Annotated in this window: 23 protein-coding genes; 13 read left to right on the plus strand and 10 right to left on the minus strand. The window is 74.7% G+C overall.

What is annotated here, in order from left to right; genetic code table 11:
• Positions 1–26: 26 nt before the first annotated feature.
• Positions 27–776, minus strand: coding sequence for a GntR family transcriptional regulator (locus ACGFZF_RS11225; protein WP_393553246.1), 750 nt, complete (start codon positions 774–776; stop codon positions 27–29).
• 338 nt (positions 777–1,114) lie between these two features.
• On the opposite strand from ACGFZF_RS11225, the gene ACGFZF_RS11230 reads away from it, so the two are divergent.
• Together ACGFZF_RS11230 and ACGFZF_RS11235 are read left to right on the plus strand one after the other, a co-directional pair.
• On the plus strand, positions 1,115–1,522 hold the full coding sequence (locus tag ACGFZF_RS11230; RefSeq protein ID WP_393553248.1) for a hypothetical protein: 408 nt from the start codon (positions 1,115–1,117) through the stop codon (positions 1,520–1,522).
• Between the two features lie 68 nt (positions 1,523–1,590).
• On the plus strand, positions 1,591–2,139 hold the full coding sequence (locus tag ACGFZF_RS11235) for a GNAT family N-acetyltransferase (protein WP_393553250.1): 549 nt from the start codon (positions 1,591–1,593) through the stop codon (positions 2,137–2,139).
• A gap of 90 nt (positions 2,140–2,229) precedes the next feature.
• Here ACGFZF_RS11235 and ACGFZF_RS11240 read toward each other — a convergent pair whose 3' ends face one another.
• A complete protein-coding gene (locus ACGFZF_RS11240) occupies positions 2,230–2,562 on the minus strand; it encodes a DUF6204 family protein (RefSeq protein WP_356600665.1) in 333 nt (110 codons plus the stop codon).
• Between the two features lie 79 nt (positions 2,563–2,641).
• On the opposite strand from ACGFZF_RS11240, the gene ACGFZF_RS11245 reads away from it, so the two are divergent.
• Positions 2,642–3,547, plus strand: coding sequence for an arginase family protein (locus tag ACGFZF_RS11245; protein ID WP_393553253.1), 906 nt, complete (start codon positions 2,642–2,644; stop codon positions 3,545–3,547).
• Between the two features lie 49 nt (positions 3,548–3,596).
• Entirely contained in the window at positions 3,597–5,549 is a 1,953-nt protein-coding gene (locus ACGFZF_RS11250) for a DUF5107 domain-containing protein (RefSeq protein WP_393553255.1), read from the plus strand.
• 22 nt (positions 5,550–5,571) lie between these two features.
• On the opposite strand, the gene ACGFZF_RS11255 is transcribed toward ACGFZF_RS11250, so the two are convergent.
• The 3 genes from ACGFZF_RS11255 to ACGFZF_RS11265 form a co-directional block, all read right to left on the minus strand.
• Entirely contained in the window at positions 5,572–5,919 is a 348-nt protein-coding gene (locus ACGFZF_RS11255) for a VOC family protein (protein ID WP_393553257.1), read from the minus strand.
• Positions 5,920–6,037: 118 nt separating this feature from the next.
• Positions 6,038–6,874 (minus strand): methyltransferase domain-containing protein, encoded by an 837-nt coding sequence (locus ACGFZF_RS11260; RefSeq protein WP_393553259.1) that lies wholly within the window; start codon positions 6,872–6,874, stop codon positions 6,038–6,040.
• A 250-nt stretch (positions 6,875–7,124) separates the two neighbouring features.
• Positions 7,125–7,748: a GNAT family N-acetyltransferase gene (locus ACGFZF_RS11265; protein ID WP_393553261.1), complete on the minus strand. Its 624-nt coding sequence runs from the start codon at positions 7,746–7,748 to the stop codon at positions 7,125–7,127.
• A 340-nt stretch (positions 7,749–8,088) separates the two neighbouring features.
• On the opposite strand from ACGFZF_RS11265, the gene ACGFZF_RS11270 reads away from it, so the two are divergent.
• From ACGFZF_RS11270 to ACGFZF_RS11280, 3 genes are all read left to right on the plus strand, one after another.
• Positions 8,089–9,297 carry a sulfite oxidase gene (locus tag ACGFZF_RS11270; protein ID WP_393553263.1) on the plus strand — a complete coding sequence of 403 codons (1,209 nt, stop codon included), beginning with the start codon at positions 8,089–8,091 and terminating at the stop codon, positions 9,295–9,297.
• Positions 9,298–9,390: 93 nt separating this feature from the next.
• Positions 9,391–10,674, plus strand: coding sequence for an aminotransferase class I/II-fold pyridoxal phosphate-dependent enzyme (locus ACGFZF_RS11275; protein WP_393553265.1), 1,284 nt, complete (start codon positions 9,391–9,393; stop codon positions 10,672–10,674).
• Positions 10,675–10,688: 14 nt separating this feature from the next.
• Positions 10,689–11,717, plus strand: a complete 1,029-nt coding sequence (locus ACGFZF_RS11280) for an MBL fold metallo-hydrolase (RefSeq protein WP_393553267.1) — start codon at positions 10,689–10,691, stop codon at positions 11,715–11,717.
• On the opposite strand, the gene ACGFZF_RS11285 is transcribed toward ACGFZF_RS11280, so the two are convergent.
• Both ACGFZF_RS11285 and ACGFZF_RS11290 read right to left on the minus strand, forming a co-directional pair.
• Complete coding sequence (locus tag ACGFZF_RS11285; RefSeq protein ID WP_393553729.1) at positions 11,697–12,395, minus strand: DedA family protein; 699 nt, start codon at positions 12,393–12,395, stop codon at positions 11,697–11,699. The genes ACGFZF_RS11280 and ACGFZF_RS11285 overlap by 21 nt on opposite strands.
• An 11-nt stretch (positions 12,396–12,406) precedes the next feature.
• Entirely contained in the window at positions 12,407–13,186 is a 780-nt protein-coding gene (locus tag ACGFZF_RS11290; protein WP_393553269.1) for an MBL fold metallo-hydrolase, read from the minus strand.
• 399 nt (positions 13,187–13,585) lie between these two features.
• Here ACGFZF_RS11290 and ACGFZF_RS11295 point away from each other — a divergent pair, with 399 nt between their 5' ends.
• From ACGFZF_RS11295 to ACGFZF_RS11310, 4 genes are all read left to right on the plus strand, one after another.
• Positions 13,586–13,990 carry a hypothetical protein gene (locus tag ACGFZF_RS11295; protein WP_393553271.1) on the plus strand — a complete coding sequence of 135 codons (405 nt, stop codon included), beginning with the start codon at positions 13,586–13,588 and terminating at the stop codon, positions 13,988–13,990.
• Positions 13,991–14,116: 126 nt separating this feature from the next.
• Positions 14,117–16,258, plus strand: a complete 2,142-nt coding sequence (locus ACGFZF_RS11300) for a phage holin family protein (RefSeq protein ID WP_393553273.1) — start codon at positions 14,117–14,119, stop codon at positions 16,256–16,258.
• Positions 16,259–16,492: 234 nt separating this feature from the next.
• Positions 16,493–16,912, plus strand: coding sequence for a hypothetical protein (locus ACGFZF_RS11305; RefSeq protein ID WP_393553275.1), 420 nt, complete (start codon positions 16,493–16,495; stop codon positions 16,910–16,912).
• A 53-nt stretch (positions 16,913–16,965) separates the two neighbouring features.
• Entirely contained in the window at positions 16,966–17,151 is a 186-nt protein-coding gene (locus tag ACGFZF_RS11310) for a hypothetical protein (protein WP_393553277.1), read from the plus strand.
• 161 nt (positions 17,152–17,312) lie between these two features.
• On the opposite strand, the gene ACGFZF_RS11315 is transcribed toward ACGFZF_RS11310, so the two are convergent.
• The gene (locus ACGFZF_RS11315) at positions 17,313–18,527 is read right to left on the minus strand and encodes a low temperature requirement protein A (RefSeq protein WP_393553279.1); all 1,215 of its coding nucleotides are present in this window, start codon (positions 18,525–18,527) and stop codon (positions 17,313–17,315) included.
• Between the two features lie 271 nt (positions 18,528–18,798).
• Here ACGFZF_RS11315 and ACGFZF_RS11320 point away from each other — a divergent pair, with 271 nt between their 5' ends.
• Together ACGFZF_RS11320 and ACGFZF_RS11325 are read left to right on the plus strand one after the other, a co-directional pair.
• Complete coding sequence (locus ACGFZF_RS11320; RefSeq protein ID WP_393553281.1) at positions 18,799–19,920, plus strand: serine hydrolase domain-containing protein; 1,122 nt, start codon at positions 18,799–18,801, stop codon at positions 19,918–19,920.
• Between the two features lie 152 nt (positions 19,921–20,072).
• Positions 20,073–20,849 carry a MerR family transcriptional regulator gene (locus ACGFZF_RS11325; RefSeq protein ID WP_393553283.1) on the plus strand — a complete coding sequence of 259 codons (777 nt, stop codon included), beginning with the start codon at positions 20,073–20,075 and terminating at the stop codon, positions 20,847–20,849.
• Between the two features lie 45 nt (positions 20,850–20,894).
• Here ACGFZF_RS11325 and catA read toward each other — a convergent pair whose 3' ends face one another.
• Together catA and ACGFZF_RS11335 are read right to left on the minus strand one after the other, a co-directional pair.
• Positions 20,895–21,563, minus strand: a complete 669-nt coding sequence (gene catA, locus ACGFZF_RS11330) for a type A chloramphenicol O-acetyltransferase (protein WP_393553285.1) — start codon at positions 21,561–21,563, stop codon at positions 20,895–20,897.
• 205 nt (positions 21,564–21,768) lie between these two features.
• The gene (locus tag ACGFZF_RS11335) at positions 21,769–21,936 is read right to left on the minus strand and encodes a hypothetical protein (RefSeq protein WP_393553287.1); all 168 of its coding nucleotides are present in this window, start codon (positions 21,934–21,936) and stop codon (positions 21,769–21,771) included.
• Positions 21,937–22,009: the final 73 nt, after the last annotated feature.

Genomic DNA, 22,009 nt, shown 5'->3' on the forward strand with positions numbered 1-22,009 from the left:
CAGGGGCGCGGAGGCTGCGTGGACGCTCAGTTCGACTGGAGGACGGGCAGGGCCGGCGCCCCTGTCGGGAGCATGTGCTTGGCCGCCAGGACCGGGGTCTCGCCGGCCCGCACCACCTGGGTGACCAGGACCGCGGGGGTGTCGGCAGGCCGGCCGAGCTGCTTCCCGCGCCGCTGGCCGAGCAGGGTCGCGGTGACGCTGCTGTGCGCCTCCAGCGGCACACCGCGCGAGGCGGCGACGAGCACGGCGAGCATCGAGGTCCGCTCGGGCGCGGGCTCCTCGCGCAGCGCCCGGGCGAAGTCCGGATGGGTCCGGTCCAGCACGTCGTCGGCGGCGGCCCACTCGTGGCTGAGCGCCGCCGCGGCCCCCTCGCCGGTCAGGACCGTCTCCCAGAAACGCAGCTCGGCCCGGGCGGACGCGAGCAGGTGCTGGGTGGTGAAGTCGGTGGGCTCCTCGACCGTCCGCAGCAGGGCGCGCACCCGCAGCGGGGTGCCGGCTCCGATCAGTTCCTCCAGCGGCTGGATCTGCTCGAATCCGCGCCGCGGCGGGTGGTCGTTGACGGTTCGGCCGACCCCGCGCCGCACCGACAGCAGGCCGTCCTCCTGGAGCAGCAGCAGCGCCTCGCGCAGCGCGGGCCGGCTGACGCCGAGCTCGGCCGCGAGCTTCGGTTCGGAGGGGAGGGTCGAACCCGGCGGGTAGACGCCGTCGTGGATGGCGTCCGCGATCCGTTCGTAGAGCACCACGACCGGTCGTCGCCGCTGTCCGCTGACTGCCACTGCCCGTCCTCGCTCCGCTTGGCGGCTCACCTGTCGGCTCACCTGTCGGCAGGCTAAGCCGACCTGTTCCCGAGGGGCAACGCCGCCCCGGGCCGTTCAGCAGCGGATATCGTCCGTGACGCGCGTAGAGCCAGGTCGGGACGCCTCTGTGTTGTCTGACAAGTGAGACCTGAGGTGGGCGTCGACTCGTGGACGAAGCCGCGCCGGGCGCCGCGCCGGCCCGTACGTCCGCGGCCGCGCTCACCCGTACGGCCCCCTCCAGCGCCCCGGTGGCGGCCGATCCCCCCATCCTGGTCCCACGGGCGGCGGGTCGCGTACGACGGAGAAGAGGGCCGGGAATGGCGCAGGGCGACATCGGGCACGGACCGGGTTTCGCGCGGATCCCGTGGCGCCGGCCGGCGGCGCGCATGAGGCGGGCCCTGGTCTTCGGTGCCGGGGTGGCCGTGGCGCTCGCCGCGGTGGCGGTGAGCTCGGCGGAGGCGGTCGAGGCGGACGAGCCGCCCTCGATGCCGGATGTGCTGGGCCGGAGCCTGTGGCGGGTCTTCACCACCCTCGACCACCGCACGCGGGTCGACGTCCATGACGTGAGCGGGCGCGACCGGCGCGTGCTCTGGCCGTCGCGCTGGCAGGTGTGCACCCAGTACCCGGCGCCCGGCATCGAGCTCGACCGGCGGGCCACGGCCGTCATCGGCGTCGTGAAGAAGGGCGAGAGCTGCCCCGCGAAGGTCACCTCCGCCCGCCGCTGAGGCCGTTGCTCCTACGGGGCGTCTTGTCCTCCCCGCGCGCCCCCGCGAAGGGCCGTTAACCTGAGCGAATGTCCGACGACCGCGCGCTGCCCTACCTCGCCACCGGCCCGCGCGTGGGGCTGCGGCCCTACCGCCCGGAGGACGCCGGGGAGTTCACCGCCCGGGCCCGCGAGAGCCGAGCGCTGCACCGCCCCTGGCTCTTCCCGCCCGACCACTCCGAGGCGTACGCGGCGTACGTCCGGGCCCTCACCGAGGACCCCGCGAAGACCGGGTTCCTGGTCTGCGACCACACCGCGGACGGCCGGATCGCCGGCTTCGTCAACATCAACAACATCGTCCGCGGCGCCTTCCTCAGCGGCGCCCTCGGCTACGGCGCCTTCGCCCACGCCGCCGGCCGCGGGATGCTGACCGAGGCGCTGGGACTCGTCCTCCCGTACGCCTTCGGCCCGTTGGGCCTGCACCGCCTCGGGGCCGACATCCAGCCGGGCAACGCCGCCTCCCGCGCACTCGTCCGCCGGGCGGGCTTCCGGCTGGAGGGCTTCTCGCCCGATCTGCTCTTCATCGACGGCGCCTGGCGCGACCACGAACGATGGGCGATCACGGCCCCGCGCTCCTGAGGAGCCCGCGTCCGTCCCGCCGGTCGAGGCCCGGGCCCACCTGTCCCCGCGCCGGCCCCGTCACGCCGCACCCCCGGCGCGGGGCATACGTCAGCGCTTGCGGTTGATCTTCATCGTGTCCATGTCGGTCACCGTGGACTTCAGCGGACCGTGGCCGTGCCCCAGCCCCGCCAGCGCCGTCTCCACCCGGTCCTCGGCGAGCGCCGCCGCCATCTCCTCGCCGTCCGCGGCGTCCGAGACGACGACCAGGCGGTACGAGAAGTGCTTGAGCGTGCGGTCGTACGCCAGCGACCCCTCCGTCGTGAACTGCATCGCCGTCAGCCCGTGCGCGTCCACCTCGGCGAGGAGCCGCTCCCGGCTCTCCGCCGACAGCCCGTCGAACGTCCCGCGCACGATCACCCGGTAGGTGTGCTGCGTACTCATCCCTCGCGTCCTCACATGCTCGCCGCGGGTCCCGCCCGCGTCATTGAAGATCCAGACTACGGCGGTGAGGATGGACCGCATGCGGAATATCGTCGTCATCGACGCGCCCTCGAACCTCGGTCTGCGACCTCCCGCCCCCGGCGCCGTCCCCGGCTGCCACAAGCTCGCGGGCGCCCTGCGCGAGCAGCGGATCGTGCAACGGCTCGGCGCCTTCGAGGGCGGTGTCGTCGTCCCGCCCCGCTACGACCGCGGCGACTGGCAGGAGGGCGACGGGGTCTTCCACGCGGCCCCTCTCGCCCGCTACACCCGCACCCTCGCGGACCGCATCGAGCGGCACGTGCGGGCCGGCGACCTCCCCGTCGTCCTCGGCGGCGACTGCTCCGTCCAGCTCGGCGCCTCCCTCGCCCTGCGTCGCGTCGGCCGCTACGGACTCGCCGCCGTCGACGCCTCCCCGGACTTCCGCCATCCGGGCAACTCCGGCCGGGTCGGCGCCGCCGCCGGCGAGGAGCTGGCGCTCGCCACCGGTCGCGGCCAGGACGACCTCACGGACCTCGAAGGGCTGCGGCCCTACCTGCGCGACGAGGACGTCCGCCTCTTCGGCATCCGCGACGCCTACCGCGACGATCCCGAGGTCGTCGACCTGCGCGCGCTGAAGGTCCCCCTCGTGACCGTCTCCGAACTGCGCTCCTGGGGACCGGCCGAACTCGCCGCCGCCACCGCCCTCAGCCTGGGGACCCCGGCCCTCGACGGCTTCTGGGTCCATCTCGACGCCGACGTCCTCGACCCCTCCGTGATGCCGGCCGTCGACAGCCCCGACCCCGACGGACTCCTCCCCGACGAACTCGTCGCACTGCTGCGCCCGTTGGTGCGCTCCGCGCGGTGTGCCGGGCTCAACATCACCATCTACGATCCCGACCTCGACCCGGACGGCACGGCCGGCGCCCTCCTGACCGACCTCGTGGTGGCGGCCTTTACCGAAGACTGACGCACAGCGCCCCTGGTCAGCCGTCGAACCGCCGTGTTCCATGGTCGACATGACGACCGTACGACGTGCCGTACTGACCCTGCCCGCGGCCCCTCTGGGCCCGGACAACCCCCTGCCGGCCCTGCGGACCCTCGACACGGCGCACGCCGTCGACGCGCGCGCCACGGCGGACATGCCCCGCGACATGGCCCGTCAGCTGCACTACGGACCTCTGCGCACCCTGCTGCCGACACCGGTCCGGGACGGCTACGGACGCGACCGCACCCCCACGGCCCTCGACGCCGTCGTGATCGAGAACGACCGGCTCCGGGTCACCGTCCTGCCCGGTCTCGGCGGCCGGATCCACTCGCTGCACCACAAGCCCACCGGACGCGAACTGGTCCACCGCAACCCGGTTTTCCAGCCCGCCGCCTTCGCGCTCAACGGCGCCTGGTTCGCCGGCGGCATCGAGTGGAACATCGGCGCGACCGGCCACACCACCCTGTCCTGCGCGCCGCTGCACGCCGCCGTCGTCCCCGCCCCCGACGGGGGCGAGATGGTCCGCCTCTGGGAATGGGAACGCCTGCGGGACCTGCCCTTCCAGGTCGACCTGTGGCTCCCCGAGGGCTCCGACTTCCTCCACGTCGGCATACGGATCCGCAACCCGCACGAGCGGCCCGTCCCGGTCTACTGGTGGACCAACACCGCCGTGCCCGAGGACCTGCGCGTCATCGCCCCCGCCGACTCGGCCTGGCACCACGGCTACGAACGCGGACTCCGTCGGCTGCCCGTCCCGCGCACCGAGGACGGCACCGACCGCACCCTGCCGCTGCGCGGCACCCTGCCCGCCGACTACTTCTACGAACTCGCGGACACCCAGCGGCGCTGGATCGCCGCCCTGGACGACAGCGGCGCCGGACTCGTCCAGACGTCCACTGACCTGCTGCGCGGACGCAAGCTGTTCCTCTGGGGCACGGCCGCCGGCGGACGGCGCTGGCAGCGGTGGCTCACCGAACCGGGGGCGCCCGGCTACGCGGAGATCCAGGCCGGCCTCGCCCGTACCCAGCTGGAGCACGTCAGGCTGGAGGGCGGCGAGGAGCTCAGCTGGCTGGAGGTCTACGGTCCGCTCGCTACCGAGGCGGCCGAGGCACGCGGCGACGACTGGGCCGCGGCGCGGGCCGGGGTCGAGACGCGGCTGGAGGAGGTCCTGCCGCGCGCGGCCGTGGAGACCGCGTACCGGACGTGGCGGGACGGGCCGGCCGACGCCGATCCGGTCACCCCGCTGGCCGCGGGCTCGGGCTGGGGCGCCCTCGAAGTCCTGCGCGGGGCGCACGTGTTGCCCGGCACGCCGTTCCCCGCCTCCACACTGGGCGAGGAGCAGAAGCCCTGGCTGGAGCTGCTCCGCACCGGGGTCCTGCCGCCGTGGGGCGAGTCCGTGGTGCCCGGCCCCCCGCTCGTGGCGGATCCCTGGCGGGACATGCTGGAGACCGCTCCCGCCGATCCCCGGACCGAGTACCACCTCGGTCTCGCGCAGTGGCACGCCGGCGACCTCGCCCAGGCCGTCCGCAGCTGGGAGCGGGGCCTGGCCGGGACACCCGTGCGCTGGCCGCTGCTCTACTGTCTCGCCGTCGCCGACCAGGAGGGCGGGCACCCGGTCCGCGCCGCCGAACGCCTGGCGGAGGCCTTCGACGCCCTGCCCGAGGGCGAGGAGGCCGTCGCCGCCGCCCTCGGACGGGAGGCGGTCGTTGCGCACCTCGTCGTCGGCCGGGCCGAGGAGGGCCGTGCGCTCTGGGACCGGCTCCCGGAACGGGCGCGGGAACAGGGCGCCTTCCGGTTCCTGGAGGCGCGGCTGCTGCTCGCCGAGGGCCGCCGGCGCGAGGCCCGCGCCGTCTTCGACGCGGGCTTCGAGGTGGCGGACCTGCGTGAGGGCGCCGAGGAACTGGGCGAGGTCTGGGCCGCCCTCACCGACGAACCCCTGCCGGAGCACTACGACTTCCGGATGCGTCCCTGCGACAGGCCCTGAGGGGCGCGGGCCGGGCGGGGTGTCAGGAGCGGAGGTCGACGTACTCGAAGACGGAGCCGTCCGGGTGGACCGCGATGAGGTTGCGGCCCACCGGGGTCGGCACCGGTCCGGCGACGACCTTGGCCCCGGCCTCGGTCAGCGCGGTGAACGCGACGTCCAGGTCGTCGACGGAGATGGTCGCCGCGACCTTCCGCAGCACCTCCAGCTCCGACTCCGGACCACTCATGAGGAGGAAGCAGCCGACGGCCGCGACCGAGACGCCTCCCCGTTCGAACCGCTGGGCGCGGCCCCCGGTGAGGCGCTCGTAGAAGAGCACCGCCGAGTCGAGATCGTCGACGCAGATACGCAGCGTTGTGCCAAGAATCTCCATACGGATCAGCGTAGTTGACGGCTTCGGACGGGTGGAGGCGGCCGCCTGGACGGGCCCCGGGAAGGGCCCCGGGAAGGGCCGCCTTCCCGGCCGGCCGGGCCGTCGACGTGGGGCCGGGTCAGGAGACCCGGCACAGGATCTCGCCGTGCGGGACCATGAACCACGCGTCCTCCTGGCGGCCCCACTCCCGCCAGGCTTCGGCGATCTCCGCCAGGTCCTCGGAGGTCGCGTGGCCGCCGTCCACCGCCAGCTCCGCGTAGACGGACTCGGTCGTACGGTCCGCCCACAGTCCGCTCCACCAGGCCCGCTCGTCCGGCTGGGCGAAGCACCAGGTCGCCGCGGTGGTCGTGACCTGAGTGAAGCCGGCCTGGCGCGCCCAGGAGAACAGGCGCCGGCCGGCGTCCGGTTCACCGCCGTTGGCCCGGGCCACCCGTCGGTACAGGGCCTGCCACGCGTCCAGTGCCGGCCGTTCGGGGAACCAGGTGAAGGATCCGTAGTCGCTGTCCCGGGCGGCGACCACTCCGCCGGGGCGGCAGACCCGGCGCATCTCGCGCAGTGCCTGTACCGGATCGCCGACGTGCTGCAGGACCTGGTGGGCGTGGACGACGTCGAACGAGTCGTCCGGGAAGTCCAGGGCGTGGACGTCGGCGACGGCGAACTCGACGTTCTTCAGGCCGCGTTCGTCCGCGACCGCGCGCGCCCTGTCCAGCGCGTCCGGGGCCGCGTCGACGGCGGTGACCCGGCCCGGCGCGACCAGCGCCGCCAGGTCGGCCGTGATGGTGCCCGGCCCGCAGCCGACGTCCAGCACGTCCAGGCCGGGGCGGAGCGCGGGGATCAGGTACGCCGCCGAGTTCGCGGCGGTCCGCCAGCTGTGCGAGCGCAGCACCGACTCGTGGTGGCCATGGGTGTAGACGGCGGTCTCGCGGGACGTGGACTGCTCGGAAGCGTGCGTCATGACCTGACTCCCTCGTGTGGGTGGTACGGCCACGGTACGCGGCTCCGCCGAATGCTGAGACCCCGATCTCGGATACTGGGCAGCCGGTCAGGTGAACAGGGCCCGCCGGTAACGCAGTTCGTCGAGTTCGTGACCGGCGGTCGTCTCGGTGGCGACCGTGCCGTCCGGCTCCCAGCCGACGGCCTCGTGGAACGCGCGCCCCCGGAGGCGTCTCGGACGACCCGTCCCGGGTGGACGCCCGCGGGCCGTCTCAGCTGTGGGGGAGGGCCAGCTCCCAGCGGACCTCGCCGTCCTGCCGGCCGGCGGTGGGGGAGAGGCCGGCGGCGGCGGCGACGGCCGCGGAGGCGTGGTGGTCGGGGTGGACGTGGGCGACGACCGTGGACACGCCCTGGGTGCCCAGCCAGGCCACCAGGGCCCGCGCGGCCTCGGAGGCGAGCCCGCGGCCCTGCCGCTCCGTGCCCACCACCCAGGCGATCTCGGCGACCCGTCCGGACGCCCTCGCGGGACCGGACGAAGCGGAGCCGGGTGCGGGGGAGTCGTGCGAGGCGGAGCCGGGAGGGGCCGTGTGCTCCCGCCCGGCGGGTGGAGCCGCCTCTCCGGCCGGTGCGAGCGTCGCCTGGACGGTGCCCGTCAGAGCGCCGTCCGCCCGCAGGCGCAGTACCCAGTTGCACCAGTCCACACCGGGGTCGGGTGCGCCCGCGAGCATCCGCGTGTACCGTGCCCGCAGTTCGTCCACGGTGGCGGGCGCGCCGCCCGTGAACGCGTAGAGCGCCGGGTCGGCGAGGACGGCGGCCATCTCGGCGGCGTGGTCGATCCGCAGCGGCACCAGGTCGAGCCGCTCGCTGTGCAGGGGGACGGTGAGGAGGTCGCGCATGCGAACAGTGTGCCTGCCGCGCCCGACGGGACCGCGTCGTACCTGCCCTCGGCACGCCCCCCAGGCGCCGACGCCGGGCGGTCCCCGGCCGTCGCGACCGAGATGACGATCCGTCACATGAAGGCACTGTGAACGGACCGTTCCCGGCGCCTTCCCGCCCCTAGGCTGTGCCCGGAAAGCCCACCTGGCCCGCGGCCCCGCCCTGCGGGCAGACGACGCTCCTCTCCGGACGCGGCCCGGGATCGGCCCGCCGTCCGACGGCCCCGCTCCCGTCGCCGCCCCTCTCTCCGCCGTCCCCCGCCGCGTGCTGCCCGCCGCCCCGACGCGCCGAGGAGTCCCCGTGCCCCACCCGCCCGCTCGCCGCTCCCTTCTGAAGCTGCTCGCCGCCGTGCCTGCGGCCGGCGGCCTCGCGGCAACCGCCGCACCCGCGCACGCGACCGGCGCGCCGCAGACCGCCGGCGCCACCGTGCCCGGCATTGTCAAACCCCTGCCTCCGGAGCTCTTCACCGTTCGGGGCACCAATGCCGAGGCCCGTTTCGACGCCTTCGGGGACACCGGCCTCCTCACCCCCGTAGACCGCTTCTTCGTCCGCAACCACACCAGCACCCCCGTCCTCGACGCCGCCGGCTGGCGGCTCACCCTCTGGGGAGACGGACTGCACGGCCGCGCGCCCGTCCACCTCACCTACGGACAGCTCCGCGACCTGCCCTCCGTCACCCGGACGGCCCTCGTCGAGTGCGCCGGAAACGGCCGCAGCCTCTACACCACCCAGCAGGGCGAGGCCGTGACCGGCACCGCCTGGACCCTCGGCGCGGTCGGGGCCGCCCGCTGGCGGGGCGCCCGCCTCCGCGACGTGCTGAGACGTGCCGGCATCGCCTCCGACGCCGTCGCCGTACAGCCCCGAGGGCTCGACGACGAGTACGTCACCGGCGGCGTCGACCTCGGCCGCGTCCGCCGTCCCCTGCCGGTGGCCAAGGCGCTGGACGACGTGATCCTCGCCTACGAGATGAACGGCGAGCCCCTCCCGTACGACCACGGGTACCCGGTCCGTCTCCTCGTGCCGTCCTGGGTGGGCATCGCCTCGATCAAGTGGCTCGGTGACATCGAGGTCTCCACCGTCCCGCTCTCCTCGCCCTGGTCCACCGACTACTACCGCCTCTTCGGTGCCGCCCACCCGCCCGGGGGCAGCGCCCCGATCTCCCGGCAGGCCCTCAAGAGCGGCTGGGAACTCCCCTTCGGCGCCACCCTCGAGGCCGACCGCACGCAGCGGCTCACCGGCCGCGCCTGGTCCGCCCACGCACCCGTCCGCAAGGTCGAGGTCTCCACGGACGGCGGCGCCCACTGGCGTCCCGCCCGGCTCCACGACGCGCCCCGGCGGAACAGCTGGGTCCGCTGGAGCACGGTGTGGCGCCCGCACCGCACCGGGCCCGCGACCCTGCTCTCCCGGACCACCGACGAGGCCGGGAACGTCCAGCCCGATCGCGCGGTCCACAACACCCAGGGGTACCTCTTCGACGCGGTCGTGCGGCACCCCGTCACCGTCGCCTGATCCGCACCCCTGAAGGGCGAATCGCCCCGATCCTCCGTATAAAGGCACTGGGGCGCCGTCCAGGCGCCGCTCGGTGCTCAGGAGGTGCGGGAGATGCGGCAGACGGCTCCGGAAGGGCGCGGACCGGTGCGCTACGGACCGCCGGCCCCGGAGCCGGACCTGCCCGTGCTCCCCGGACTCGCCGCGATCCTCGCCGCGTCCGCCGGCCGCACCGGCGTCGAACCGCCCGGCGGCGGCCCCGTCCTGCGCGAGGCCGCCGCCGGATACTGGTGGCGCCGCGGCCTGCGCACCCACGCCGAGGACGTCGCCGCCGCCCCCGGCGCGCCACCCCTGCTCCTCGCCCTGCTCGCGGCGCACGGCGGCGACGTCCTGCTGCCCCGGCCCTGCCCGCCGTGGTGGACCCCGCAGGCCCGCCTCCTCGGCCGCCCCGCCTACCACGTGCCCACCCCCGCCGAGTGCGGCGGCGTACCCGACCCGTACGCCCTGCTCGAAACCGTCCGGCGGGTCCGCGCCGAGGGCGGACGGCCCCGGGTGCTGCTGCTCTCCGTCGCCGACGACCCCACCGCCACCGTCGCCCCGCCCGAACTGGTCCGGGAGGCCTGCGAGGCCGCCGTCGGCGAGGGCCTGCACATCATCAGCGACGAGACCTGGCGCGACACCCTGCACCGCCCCCACGAGACCGTCCTCCTGAGCCCCGCCGAGATGTGCCCGGACGACGTCACCGTCCTGTGCGACCTCGGGGCCGCCCTCACACCCGCCGCCTGGCCCTGCGCGGTGGCCCGCTTCCCGCCCAGCGCCCCCTCCCGTGCCGACCGCTACACCGATCGCCGCGCCCGCACCCTCGACGTCCTCACCGCCCTCGGCGCCGTCGTCACCGGGCCCGTCGCCCCCGCGGCGGCGCACGCCCTCGACGAACCCGAGGAGGTCGTCGTGCGCGCCGCCCGCGCCGCCGCACTCCACGGGCGGGTGGCCGCCGCGGCGCACCGTGTCGCCCTCGCGGCCGGCGCCGTCGCCCGCCCCCCGCAGGCGGGCCGCCATCTCTACGCCGATCTCGGACCGTTGCGGGCCGGGCTGGCCGCCCGCGGGGTCACCGACTCCATGGAGCTGGAGAACCACCTCACCCGGCGGCTCGGCACCCCCGTCCCGGGCGGCCACCGCTTCGGTGACGAACTCGGGGCCCTGCGCGTCCGGTTCGACACCGGCCCGCTGCTCGGCTCGGACGAGGAGGAGCGGACGGAATCCCTCGGTTCGGCGACCCCGGAGGAACTACCGCACGTGGCAAGGGCGTTGGCGGACCTCGGTGCCGCCCTCGAAGAACTCCGGACGGAGCCGGCAAGCGCTGCGCAGAACCCTGCCGGACCGCGCCGCCACGCGTAGAACGGAGCCCGCAGATGACGGAACAGACGGCGCGCCCGGCCGAGTCCCCGCGGAAGGCCCGCGACGCGCGCACCGCTCCCGCCCTCCAGCCGCTCGGCCGGATGCGGCTGGACTGGCCCCGTTCCTTCGCCGACCGGCTCACCGCTCCGCTGCCCGGCGTCCGCGCCATGGCCCGGCTCGCCCGCGAAGGCGCCGTCCGCCCCCGCCCCGACGGGCTGCGCGACATCCCCCTGCTGCCGTTCGCGCCCGGACCGCTCCCCGCCGCCGGCCCCGACACCCTCGCCGTCACCTGGGCGGGCCACGCCAGCTGGATCCTGCGGGTCGGCGGCCTCACCGTGCTGACCGACCCCGTGTGGTCCCGCCGGATCTTCGGCACCCCCGCCCGCATCACGCCCGTCGGGGTGCGGTGGGAGGACCTCCCGCCCGTCGACGCCGTCGTCATCAGCCACAACCACTTCGACCACCTCGACGCGCCGACCCTCCGGCGCCTGCCCCGGGACACCCCGCTCTTCGTCCCCGCCGGCCTGGGCCGCTGGTTCGCCCGCCGCCGGTACACCCGCGTCACCGAGCTCGACTGGTGGGAGGCGGCCGAACTGGACGGCGTCCGCTTCGAGTTCGTGCCCGCCCACCACTGGTCCAAGCGGACCCTCCTCGACACCTGCCGCTCGCTCTGGGGCGGCTGGCTCCTCACCGACCGCGCCGGGTGCAGGGTGTACTTCGCCGGGGACACCGGCTACGGCCACTGGTTCACCGAGATCGGCCGCCGCCATCCCGGCATCGACCTCGCCCTCCTGCCCATCGGTGCCTACGACCCGCGCTGGTGGCTCAGCGACGTGCACACCGACCCCGAGGAGGCGGTCCGCGCCTTCCGGGACCTGGGGGCGCGCCGGATGGCGCCGATGCACTGGGCGACCTTCGTCCTCTCCGCCGAGCCGGTCCTCGAACCGCTGACGCGGGTCAGGGCCGCCTGGGAGAAGGCCGGGCTGTCCCGCGAGGACCTCTGGGACCTGCCGGTCGGCGCCTCACGGGTGCTCGCCCCGTGACGTCTCCGAAGACCCGGACGCGCCCGTGGACCCCGAAGTCCCTGACGCGCCCGAAGCCGGTGACGCGTCCCGCCGCGGACCGCGGACGCGCCGCCAGAGCGCCGGGATCAGGCTGACCAGCACGGTCAGGCCGATCGCCGCCATCACGCCCTGCCACGGTTCGGGGAACAGCGAACCTCCCAGGATCCCGATCAGCTGGTACGTCGCCGCCCAGGCCAGACACGCCGGAAGGTCCCCGCGGACGAACCGTCGCAGCGGCATCCGGGCCAGCAGGCACGCCAGCATCACCGGGATCCTGCCCGCCGGCACCAGCCGCGAGAGCACCAGCACCGACACCTGGTGGGTGTCCAGCTTCGCCTGCGCCTGGGCCAGCCGGTCCGCGGTGACCCGGCCGCGCAGCGCGGCGAGCCACCGCGACCCGTTCCTCGACCGGACCCCCCGCTGCCCCAGCCAGTACAGCGCCACATCACCCAGGAACGCGGCGGAGGCCGACACCAGGAAGACCAGCAGCAGCGCGTACGGCGTCTGGTGGTGGAAGGCCACCACGGCCGCCGAGCTGACGATCGCGCCCGTCGGCACCACCGGCACCAGCGCGCCGAACGCCACCAGCAGGAAGAGGGACGGGTAGCCGACCGCCTGCTGCGTCGACTCCGGCGGCAGCTCCCGTACGGCGCGCATGAGCCCGTCGATCACCGCGCGACCTCGGGCCGTACCCGCTCCCCGTGGCCGAGCAGATGCACCGCCACCTTCGGGGCGAGTCGGGCCGCGTGCCGTACGAACTCCTGGCCCGGCGCGTGGAACTCGTGCGGGCGCACCGCGTCGAGCCCGACCGGCCAGTAGGTGCCGTAGTGCACCGGCACGGCCGCCGCCGGGGACAGCTCCGCGAGCGCCTGGGCGGCCCGCCCCGCGTCGAGGTGCCCGTGCCCCAGGAAGGGGCCCCAGCCGCCCACCGGCAGCAGCGCCACGTCGACCGGGCCGACCGACTCCGCCATCGCGTCGAAGAGACCGGTGTCGCCGGCGAAGTACGTCCGCGCCTCGCCCTCGACGACGTACCCCAGCGCGGGGGAGTGGTGCGGCCCCACCGGCAGCCTGCGGCCGTCGTGCAGCGCCGGCACGGCCCGGACCGTCAGCCCCTCGACCGACACCGTGTCGCCCGGTGCCATCTCGGTCAGCCGCAGACCGCGCGCGTCCAGCTTCCGCAGCGCGGGCACGGCCCGCGGCGCGCCGCGCGGCACGAGCACCCGCGTACCGGGCGCGAGCCGGGCCAGCGAGGGCAGATGCAGGTGATCGGCGTGCAGGTGGGAGACGAGCACCGCCTCGGCGACCGCGGCCTCGGGCGGCGGCAACGCGCCCCGCCGACGGCGCAGATGCGCGAGCCGGCGCACGAACAGCGGATCGGTGAGGAAGCGGACCCCGGAGTCCTCGACCGTGCACGTGGCGTGACCCCACCAGGTGACCTCCACCGGCATGCCCGCCCTTCGCGCCGTCGACGACTTCGGAACTCCTCCCACGAGGGTAGATGTCCGCGGCGGACGATGCGGGGAGTCCTCGACGCGGCCCCGGGCTGCCGGCCGGGCGCGGAGCCGGGAGAGCCAAGATGGACGCGGGACCCGGGACCCGGGACCCGGGACGCGGGACCCGGGACCCGGGACGCGGGACCCGGGACGCGGGTCGGGCCGGGTGGCCACGAGCAGGCCCCCCTCCGTTCGGCGCCCTCCGGGTCCTGTCCGCCCGCCTCCCCGGGTCGCGCGCGAACCCTCCGCTCCCTCCGCCTCCCCCCGGACCTGCGGATCACGCTCGCGACGCGTGCGCCCCCTCCGCTCCCTGGCGCCCTCCTCCACGAGCGGCGATCGGAGTAGGGTCGGCCCATGGACGACGTTCGGGTGGCGGCGATCGCCAGCCTCACCCCGCTCGAGGAACTCGACTGCGACCCCTTCCTGGTCGACACGCGCACCCAGCACGCCATGTGCGCCCGCTGGGCCGTGGACAAGGGCTACGTGGTGACGAGACAGCTGCTCTTCTACGGGATGCGTCCCGACCAGGAGGCCCTGTGGGCCGACGTGGACGCCGGTGAGGTCGACCTGTTCGTCGCGCCGAACGACCGGGTCCTCGGGCGGGCGTTGACCGACGTCTCCGGCTTCCTCGCCGAGTGCGAGCGCCGCGGTGTGCGCCTGGAGACCGTGGGTCTCGACGAGCCGGCCTACGACGCGGCCGGCAAGGCCGGTGTCCACCGCCGGCTGTCCATGCCCACCGCCGGTTACGACGGCTGCTGACCCGGCCCGCCACCCCGGCGCGAGCCGTCGCGCCGTGCGCCGTCCCTGGGCGCCACCCCCTGACCGCCCCGCCGGCAGGCGTTGTGTCACGCTTGAGGCAGGAAACGGGTGAAAGGTGCGCCGGGCGTGGGTGACGGGCGAGGGCGAACCGCCGGACGCTGGCGGACCGCGGGGAGCGCCCTGGTGCGCGTCGTCGTCGTATGGGCCGTCTCGACCCTGACCCTGCTCGCCCTGGCGGGCCTGCTCCCCGACTTCCAGCTCCAGTCCGCCGACGGCGACAGTCCCACCCGCCTCGCCGTCACCGCCGCCCTGGGTGCCGGCGCGTTCGGTCTGCTCAGCGCTCTGGTGTGGCCGGTGATCGTCCGGGCGCTGCTGCTCGTCCCCGCCCTCGTCCTCGGCCTGTTGGTGTTCTTCCTCAACGGCTCCCTGCTGCTCGTCGCGCTCCGGCTGGTGCCGGACAGCAGCGCCGCCGCCGCTCCCGAGACCGCCGTCGTCGTCGCCGCCGTGATGTCGGCCGTCGCCTCCGCCACCTCCACCGCCCTCGCCGTCCGCGACGACGACGCCTACCGCCGCCGCCTCTACCGGCTCGCCGACCGCACCAGACCCCGGAGCCGGACCGCCGAAGGAGCCCCCGAGCCCGCCCACGGCACCGTCTTCCTGCAACTCGACGGCGTCGGCCACCAGGTGCTGCGCGACGCCGTCGCCGACGGCCTGATGCCGACCGTCGCCCACTGGCTCGACACCAGCCACCGGCTCACCCCCTGGCGCACCGACTGGTCCAGCCAGACCGGCGCCAGCCAGCTCGGCATCCTGCACGGCTCGAACGAGGACGTGCCCGCCTTCCGCTGGTACGAGAAGGACACCGGCCGACTGATGGTCAGCAACCGTCCCGCGAGCGCCGTCGAGCTCCAGCGCCGGGCCGTCGCCCGCACCCGGGACGGCGGACTGCTCACCGTGGACGGCGCCTCCCGCGGCAACCTCTTCAGCGGCGGTGCCGACCAGATCGCCCTCGTCCTGTCCGTGGCCGCCCGCCGCGGCCGGCGCAACCGCTCGCGCTCCGGCTACTTCACCTACTTCTGCGATCCCGCCAACGCGGTCCGCACGGCGGGCTCGTTCGTCGCCGAGGCGGTCCGCGAAGCCGTCCAGTCCACCCGGGCGCGCCTGCGGGGACAGACCCCACGGGTCTCGCGCGGCTACTCCTACCCCTTCATCCGGGCCTTCGCCACGGTCGTGGAGCGGGACGTGGTCGTGGCGGCCGTCGTGGGCGACATACTCGCGGGCCGCACCGCCGTCTACGCCGACCTCGTCGCCTACGACGAGGTGGCCCACCACTCCGGCCCCCACGGACACGACACCGACCAGGTCCTGGCCCGGCTCGACCGGTCCCTCGCGCTCATCGCGCGGGTCGCCGAGCACGCGCCCCGCCCGTACCACTTCGTGCTGCTCTCCGATCACGGCCAGAGCCCCGGCCCGACCTTCGAGGGCGTCTACGGACTCACCCTCAAGGACCTGGTGCGGGCCGGCTGCGGGCTGCCCGTCTCGCGCCGCGTCCGGCGCACCCGCAGCGGGTCGGAGGCCCGGGACGCCGCCCGCGACGCGCTGCGCAGCGCGCTGCACCGGCCCATGGACGAGATGGAGCGGGAGACCGAGGACCTGGGTCCCGTCCGGCCGTCCGAGCCGGTCGTGCTCGCCTCCGGCAACCTCGGACTCGTCTCCTTCCCGGGCGTGCCGCACCGCATGACCCGCGAGGAGATCGACCGCAGCCACCCCGCACTGCTCCGCACCCTCGCCAACCACCCGGGCATCGGCTTCCTGCTCGTCGCGAGCGCCGAGCACGGCTCGGTCGTCCTGGGACCGGACGGCGCCGAGATCCCGGTCGGCGCGCTCGCCGACGACGGACCGCTCGCGGTCTTCGGCCCGGGCGCGGCGGACGCCGTACGGCGCACGGACGGCTTCCCCCACGTCGCCGACATCATGGTCAACTCGATGTACGACCCGGCGACGGGCACGGTCCACGCCTTCGAGGAGCAGATCGGTTCGCACGGCGGCCTCGGCGGCGAGCAGACGCGTCCCTTCCTGCTGTCGCCGACGGACCTCGCCGCCCCGCCGGAGCCCCTGGTCGGCGCCGAGCAGGTGCACCGGGTCCTGCGCGGCTGGCTGCGCGCGTGCGCGGGCCCGCAGGTCCCGCTGGAGCCGGTGCCCCGGCCCGAGGCGGCTCGGGCACTGCTCCCGGTGGACGAGCAGTCCCTCCGGGAGCCGAGCGACTGACATGGCCGGTGTCGGCATGCGGCCATGGCCGGTGTCGGCCGGGGGCGCCCCGCCGTCCTGTCCGGCGGGAGCACCGTCGGGGGGTTCCGCCACCCGGCGGTACGGCGGCGCTCGGCCACCCGGCCGTACCGGTGCGGCCGGGGCGGGGCATTCGGGTCCGCCGCGTAGGCCGGCCGGGCGGTTCCGGCGCGGCCTCCGGCACGTCGGGGCCGTGCCGGGGCAGGAGGCATCTTCATGAGCCCCGCGCCCGCGCACCACGCCGAACCCGCCGCCCCGGCGGGCGGGCGGACGCGTGCGGGTCGGCCCGTGGACCGGGCGCCTTGCGTGCCGGGCCGGCGCCGCGCGCGGCGTGCCGTACTGGTGCTGGGGCTCGTGCTCGCCGCGCTGTTCGGCGTCTGCGGCGGGGCCGCCGGAGCGTCGGGCGGCGAACTCAGGCCCGCGGCGAGCGCCGCACCGGACCCCGGAGGCGAGACCACCGAAGTCGCCGAGACCGAGGCGACCTCCCCCCGCCGGGCCGCCGTACGGCCCTGCGGAGGACAGCGCTCCACCCGGCCGTCCGCCCCGGTTCCGGGCCTGCCCGCCCTCGGGGCGCGGGCAGCCGTACGGCTCCCGGGCGAGGACGCCGACAGCCGGTGCGTGGTGATGCGCTGCTGAGAGGCCCGTACCTCTCGCAGCCCGTTCCACCCCCCACCGCAAGGAGCTTCGTCATGCCCCTCGACCCCTTCGCCGTCCTGAGCGCCCTCGTGCGCGCCGAGGCCGCCCGCACCGCCGGCTCCCGCTCCACCACCCGGGCCGCCGGCTCCGGGACCACGCCGGAACGCGACGAACCCGGCCGCCGGGACCGGGCCGCCGCCGCACCCGCGCCCGCCGGAGACGAGAACACCACGCGCTGATCCGGGATGCCCCGGCCGCCGTTCACCGACGCGCCGGGGCGGACGGGCGGTCCGACCGGGCCGCCCGCCCGGTTCGGGCCGTCGACGTACGGACCGCCCCGCTCCTGCCGGACGCACGCCGTCCGGACGGTGCCTTGGTCCTACGGCGTGATCCGTGCCCGTCAGCCCTGCGGAGCGAGCCGGGCCCCGGACCCGCCGCGGCCCACTCGGCCGTGCAGGGCCACGAGGACCGTCGCCACGGTGGCCAGGACCGCGAGCGCCACCAGCGCGGGCACCCGCCCGACGAGCGGACCGGCGGCCAGACAGCACACCCCGCCCACCAGCAGCGCCGTCGGACGCCGACCCGACGTGCGCAGGACGATGGCGGCGGCGCCGAGCAGGAAGACGCCCACGCCACCGGTCAGCGACCAGGCCACCACCCCGTGCAGCGGCTCCGCGAGACCGTAGTGCCCGGTGTCGGCGACCTGTGCGAGGACCTTCTTCATGCCCAGCGCGCAGAGCACGACGCCCGCCACCAACGGCAGGTGCAGGAAGGTGTAGACGTCCCGGGCGAACCGGGTGCGCTCGTCGTCCGCGAGCCCGCCCAGCCGGTGCTCGGCGGCCTCGCCGAGCTGCCGGAAGTACAGGCGCCACAGCCCGGCCGCCAGCAGCAGCCCCGCCGCCGAGGCACCGAGCACGGCGTAGGTCAGCGGGAAGTCGGCCACCCCGACGCCCATCGCCACGATGGACTCGCCGAGCGCGATGATGACGATCAGGCCGTGGCGCTCCGCGAAGTGGCCCGGCGAATTGACGCGCCAGCCGGAGGAACCGGTGAGGTAGATCCCGCCGTAGTCGACGGCCACCGCACCCAGCCACATCAGCAGCTGGAGCCGTCCGCTGAACGCGCATCCGGCCAGCAGCAGGACCAGCGGCGGCAGTACGGAGATCAGCGCCGTGCGCCGCAGCGTGGCGTGCAGCGCCGCGTCGCCCGGACTGGCGAGCCGGTACGAGACGAGGTGCAGGACGCGGACCGCCCCGTAGCAGAGCACGAAGAGCAGCGGCGCCGGGATCCCGCCGGGCGCGTCCGCCAGTACCTCCGGCACGGCGAGCGACACGATCAGGACGACGGCCATCACCGTGATGAGGACGGCGAACAGGGCACCGGAGTCTGCCCGGACGACGTTGCCCAGCCAGGCGAAACAGCACCAGCACCACCACAGCAGCGCCAGCACCACCATCGCCCCGACCACCCGCGTCGGCGCCGGCGCCGCCGCCATCAGTGCGGTGACCTGCGTGATCGCGTACACGAACACCAGGTCGAAGAAGAGCTCCGCGGGCGTCACCTTGTGATCGTCCCCGGTGGCCACCAGTCCGGCCCGTTCCCTGCCCCATGCCATCGCGTCCATCCCCCTCCGGCGCGGCCCCCCGGCCGCCCCGGCGCGAACGATACCCATGCCCGCCGCGGCCCCGAGCGCCGGCGACCCGGGTCCGGAAATCCATGGGGCACCACGGAACTTGGGAGCGCACCGTCGGTCCTTCGCTCACCTGCCCCGGACGGCACGCGGCAGTTGTGAGCCGGAACACCGTTGAGGTTGACCTCGGGTCAGGGTGGAGGCTCGTCGCAGCGGCCCGGGATCGCCCCGGACGCGATCGATGTGAAGGAGCGTCATGACTCTCTCCCCTTCCGGCTGGCGACAGGATCGCCCGGAGCTGCAGCGGGCGATCGAGGAGATCGTCGAGTCCGGCTTCCTGGGCGTGCAGCTGCGGGTGAACGACGAGCACGGCGAGTGGGTCGGCAGTGCCGGCGCACGCGAGACGGGCCAGAGCGCCGAGCCGCTGACCGACGGGCACTTCCGCATCGGCAGCACCACCAAGAGCTTCGTCGCGACCTCGGTGCTGATGCTGGCGGCCGAGGGCAGGATCGGCGTGGACACCCCGGTCGACGACTACCTGCCGGAGTTCGGGCTCGACCGCAGGATCACGGTACGGACGCTGCTGCAACACACCAGCGGGATCTTCAGCCACACCGGCGAGCTCCACGAGGACGGGACGATCGCCGAAGGGATCCCCTGGCGGGGCAAGGAGTGGGTCGACAACCGGTTCCGCGCCTACCGGCCCGAGGAACTGGTCCGGCTGTCGCTGTCCAGGCCGGCGCGGTTCGAGCCGGGGACGGGCTGGAGCTACTCCAACACCAACTACGTGCTGGCCCGGCTGGTGATCGAGAGCGTCACCGGCCGTTCGTTCGCCGAGGAACTGCGACGGCTGGTCCTGGATCCGCTGGGGATGGCCGGCACCGTGGCGCCGGGCAGCTCCCCGGAGGTCCCCGAGCCGCACCACCACAGCTACTACCGCTACGAGGACGCCGGACAGGAGAAGACGGTCGACGTCACGCGCCACGACCCCTCCTGGGTGGCGGCCGGCGGCGACATGATCTCGACCACGCGGGACCTGCACACGTACTTCTCCGCGCTGATGGCCGGCAAGCTCCTGCCGCCCGAGCTGCTGGCCGAGATGCGCACGCCGGAGGCGACGGTCGGCTACGGCCTGGGCGTGTTCGCGCAGGACCTGGGCCCGGGCGCCGGCACCGTCTTCCACCACAACGGCGCCACCATCGGCTCGGCGGCGCTGATGTACGGCACACCCGACGGCGGCACGACCCTGACCGCCGGCCTGAACTACGTGGACGACCCCGGCCTGTCGATAGCGCCGGCGTTCCAGAACGCCCAACGACGGCTCGTCGACGCGGTGTTCCGGGCGGGACACGTCTCGCCGGCCCGGCGGACGGGCTGACCGGCCGCGCCCCGTACGCTTCGACGACCGATCCCTTCCGTCATGCGTGAGGCGGTACGCGAACCGGGCCACGCCGACCTCGGCGTGGCCCGTCCCCCCGCTCGGCCGTGGTGTGCACAGCCGCCGAGCCGAGCACGAGGCAGGCCGAGCAGATGATGAACGGAGTCACGATCGGGCAGGCGGCGGCGTTCGTCGGCGTCACGGTGAAGACGGTGCGGCACTACCACCGGCACGGGCTGGTCGACGAACCGCGACGCGACGCCTCCGGATACCGACGCTACGGATCGGCCGAGCTGCTGAGGCTGGTGCAGGTCCGGACGCTGGCCGCCGCCGGGGTGCCGCTGGCCGAGATCGGGCCCCTGCTCGAGGCCGACACCGCGGACTTCGCCGCCGCCCTCACCGACGTCGAGCGGCGGCTGACCGACCGGATCGCGGACCTGACCGCGCGCCGGGACACGCTGCACCGGCTCGCCGAAGGCGACCGGGCCCTGCTGCCCGAACGCGCGGCCGCAGTCCTGGACCGGATGGCCGGACTCGGCTTCAGCCCCGAATACGTGGCCGGGCAACGCGAGGCCCTGGTCCTGACCCGGGCGCTGGTGCCGGACGGCTTCGACGGCTTCCTGAGCCGGCTCGAACACTGCCTCGACGACCCCGGGTACGTCGACCTGACCAAGCGCGGCCACGAGGCCGAGACCTGGGCACCGGACGACCCGAGGATCGAGGAACTCGCGACCGCCATGGCCGACCACTACCTCGCGAACCCCGCGCTGCTCGGCGACCCCGCCGGCCTGCGTGCCTGGGCCAGGGCCTCCGCCCAGTACGGGCTGATCAACAACCATCTTGAGGACCAGGCACCGATAGCGGTCCGGCTGACCGCACTCACGGAGGCGCGGCTGCGTGCCGCCGGGGTTCCGTTTCCGCAGCGCTGACGGGAGCCGACGACTTCCGGCCGTTCCTCGACGCACGGAACAGGCTCACGACCTCGGGGTCTCCGCCAGCCACGACGGATCCGTCACGAGGGCCTGCAGCTCGTTGACGAGACGTGCCGAGTGGAAGCCGTCCGCGGCGGCGTGGTGCACCTGCAGGGCGAGCGGGAGCAGGACGCGGCCGTCCCGCTCGACGTACCGGCCGAGCGTGAAGATCGGCGCGAGGTGGTCCCAGCTGTCGCGGATATGGAGGTTGAACCCGGTGAACGACGCCCACGGCAGGCTCGACACGTCGAACGCGTTGGGCGGCAGCGCCCCCTGCGGGAAGAACTCGGTGGCCCCACCGTGTTCCGCGAGCAGTGGGGCGGCGACGTCGTGGAACGCACCGAAGTCGGGATCGTAGGGCGCCCACACGCACGCGAACGTCTCGCGTTCCGCGTTGAGGACAGTGAAGGCCGGGTGCACGACGGGCCAGACGGCCGGGTCGCCCGAAGCGGTGAGGCACATCCTGAACTCGTCGTGACGGTTGACGACCGTCGCGAGTGCCCAGACCTGAGCGAGGTAGGACTTGCGACGCGAGGCACGCAGCGCCGCGGCGAACGCGGTGACGTCGAGCTCCACCGTCATCGAGTACGTGCACGGAACGAGCCGCCGGTAGTGCTCGAAGTGCTGCCGGCGCGGCCACGTGTCCAGGTCGATCAGGGTAGGAGCATCCATCCGGTCATCCTGCCAGCGGTCGGCATCCGCCCCGGAACGGTTTTCCGGATGCCGGCCGGGGGAAGTACCGGCGTCCCGGGGCAAACCCTGGAAGGCCCCATAGCCTCCGACATAACTCAATCCTTGCCGCGGGACCAGTCTTTGCCCAGTTCAGACGCTTTGACTGGGGCCGCGCCCGTCGCAGGGAGTCAAAGAGGGAGCCCGGTCACGTGTGCCGGCTGCTGTCGGGCCTGAAGATCTCGTCCACGGCCTCCGCCCCGTCGGTGATCACAGGGCGAATCTGCTTCCGGTAGACGGTCTCCTTCGTCGCGGTCCCCGAGTGGCCCACGAGCCTGGCGATGACCTCGATCGAAGTCCCGTGATCCGAGAGCAAGGAGACAAACTTGGGGCGCAGTTCGGGTCGTGGCTCCCCAGGCCCCTCCCCAAAGCGCAACGCTCAATCGTGG

It is taken from the genome of Streptomyces sp. NPDC048338 (assembly GCF_043201055.1).
Lineage (GTDB): Bacteria > Actinomycetota > Actinomycetes > Streptomycetales > Streptomycetaceae > Streptomyces.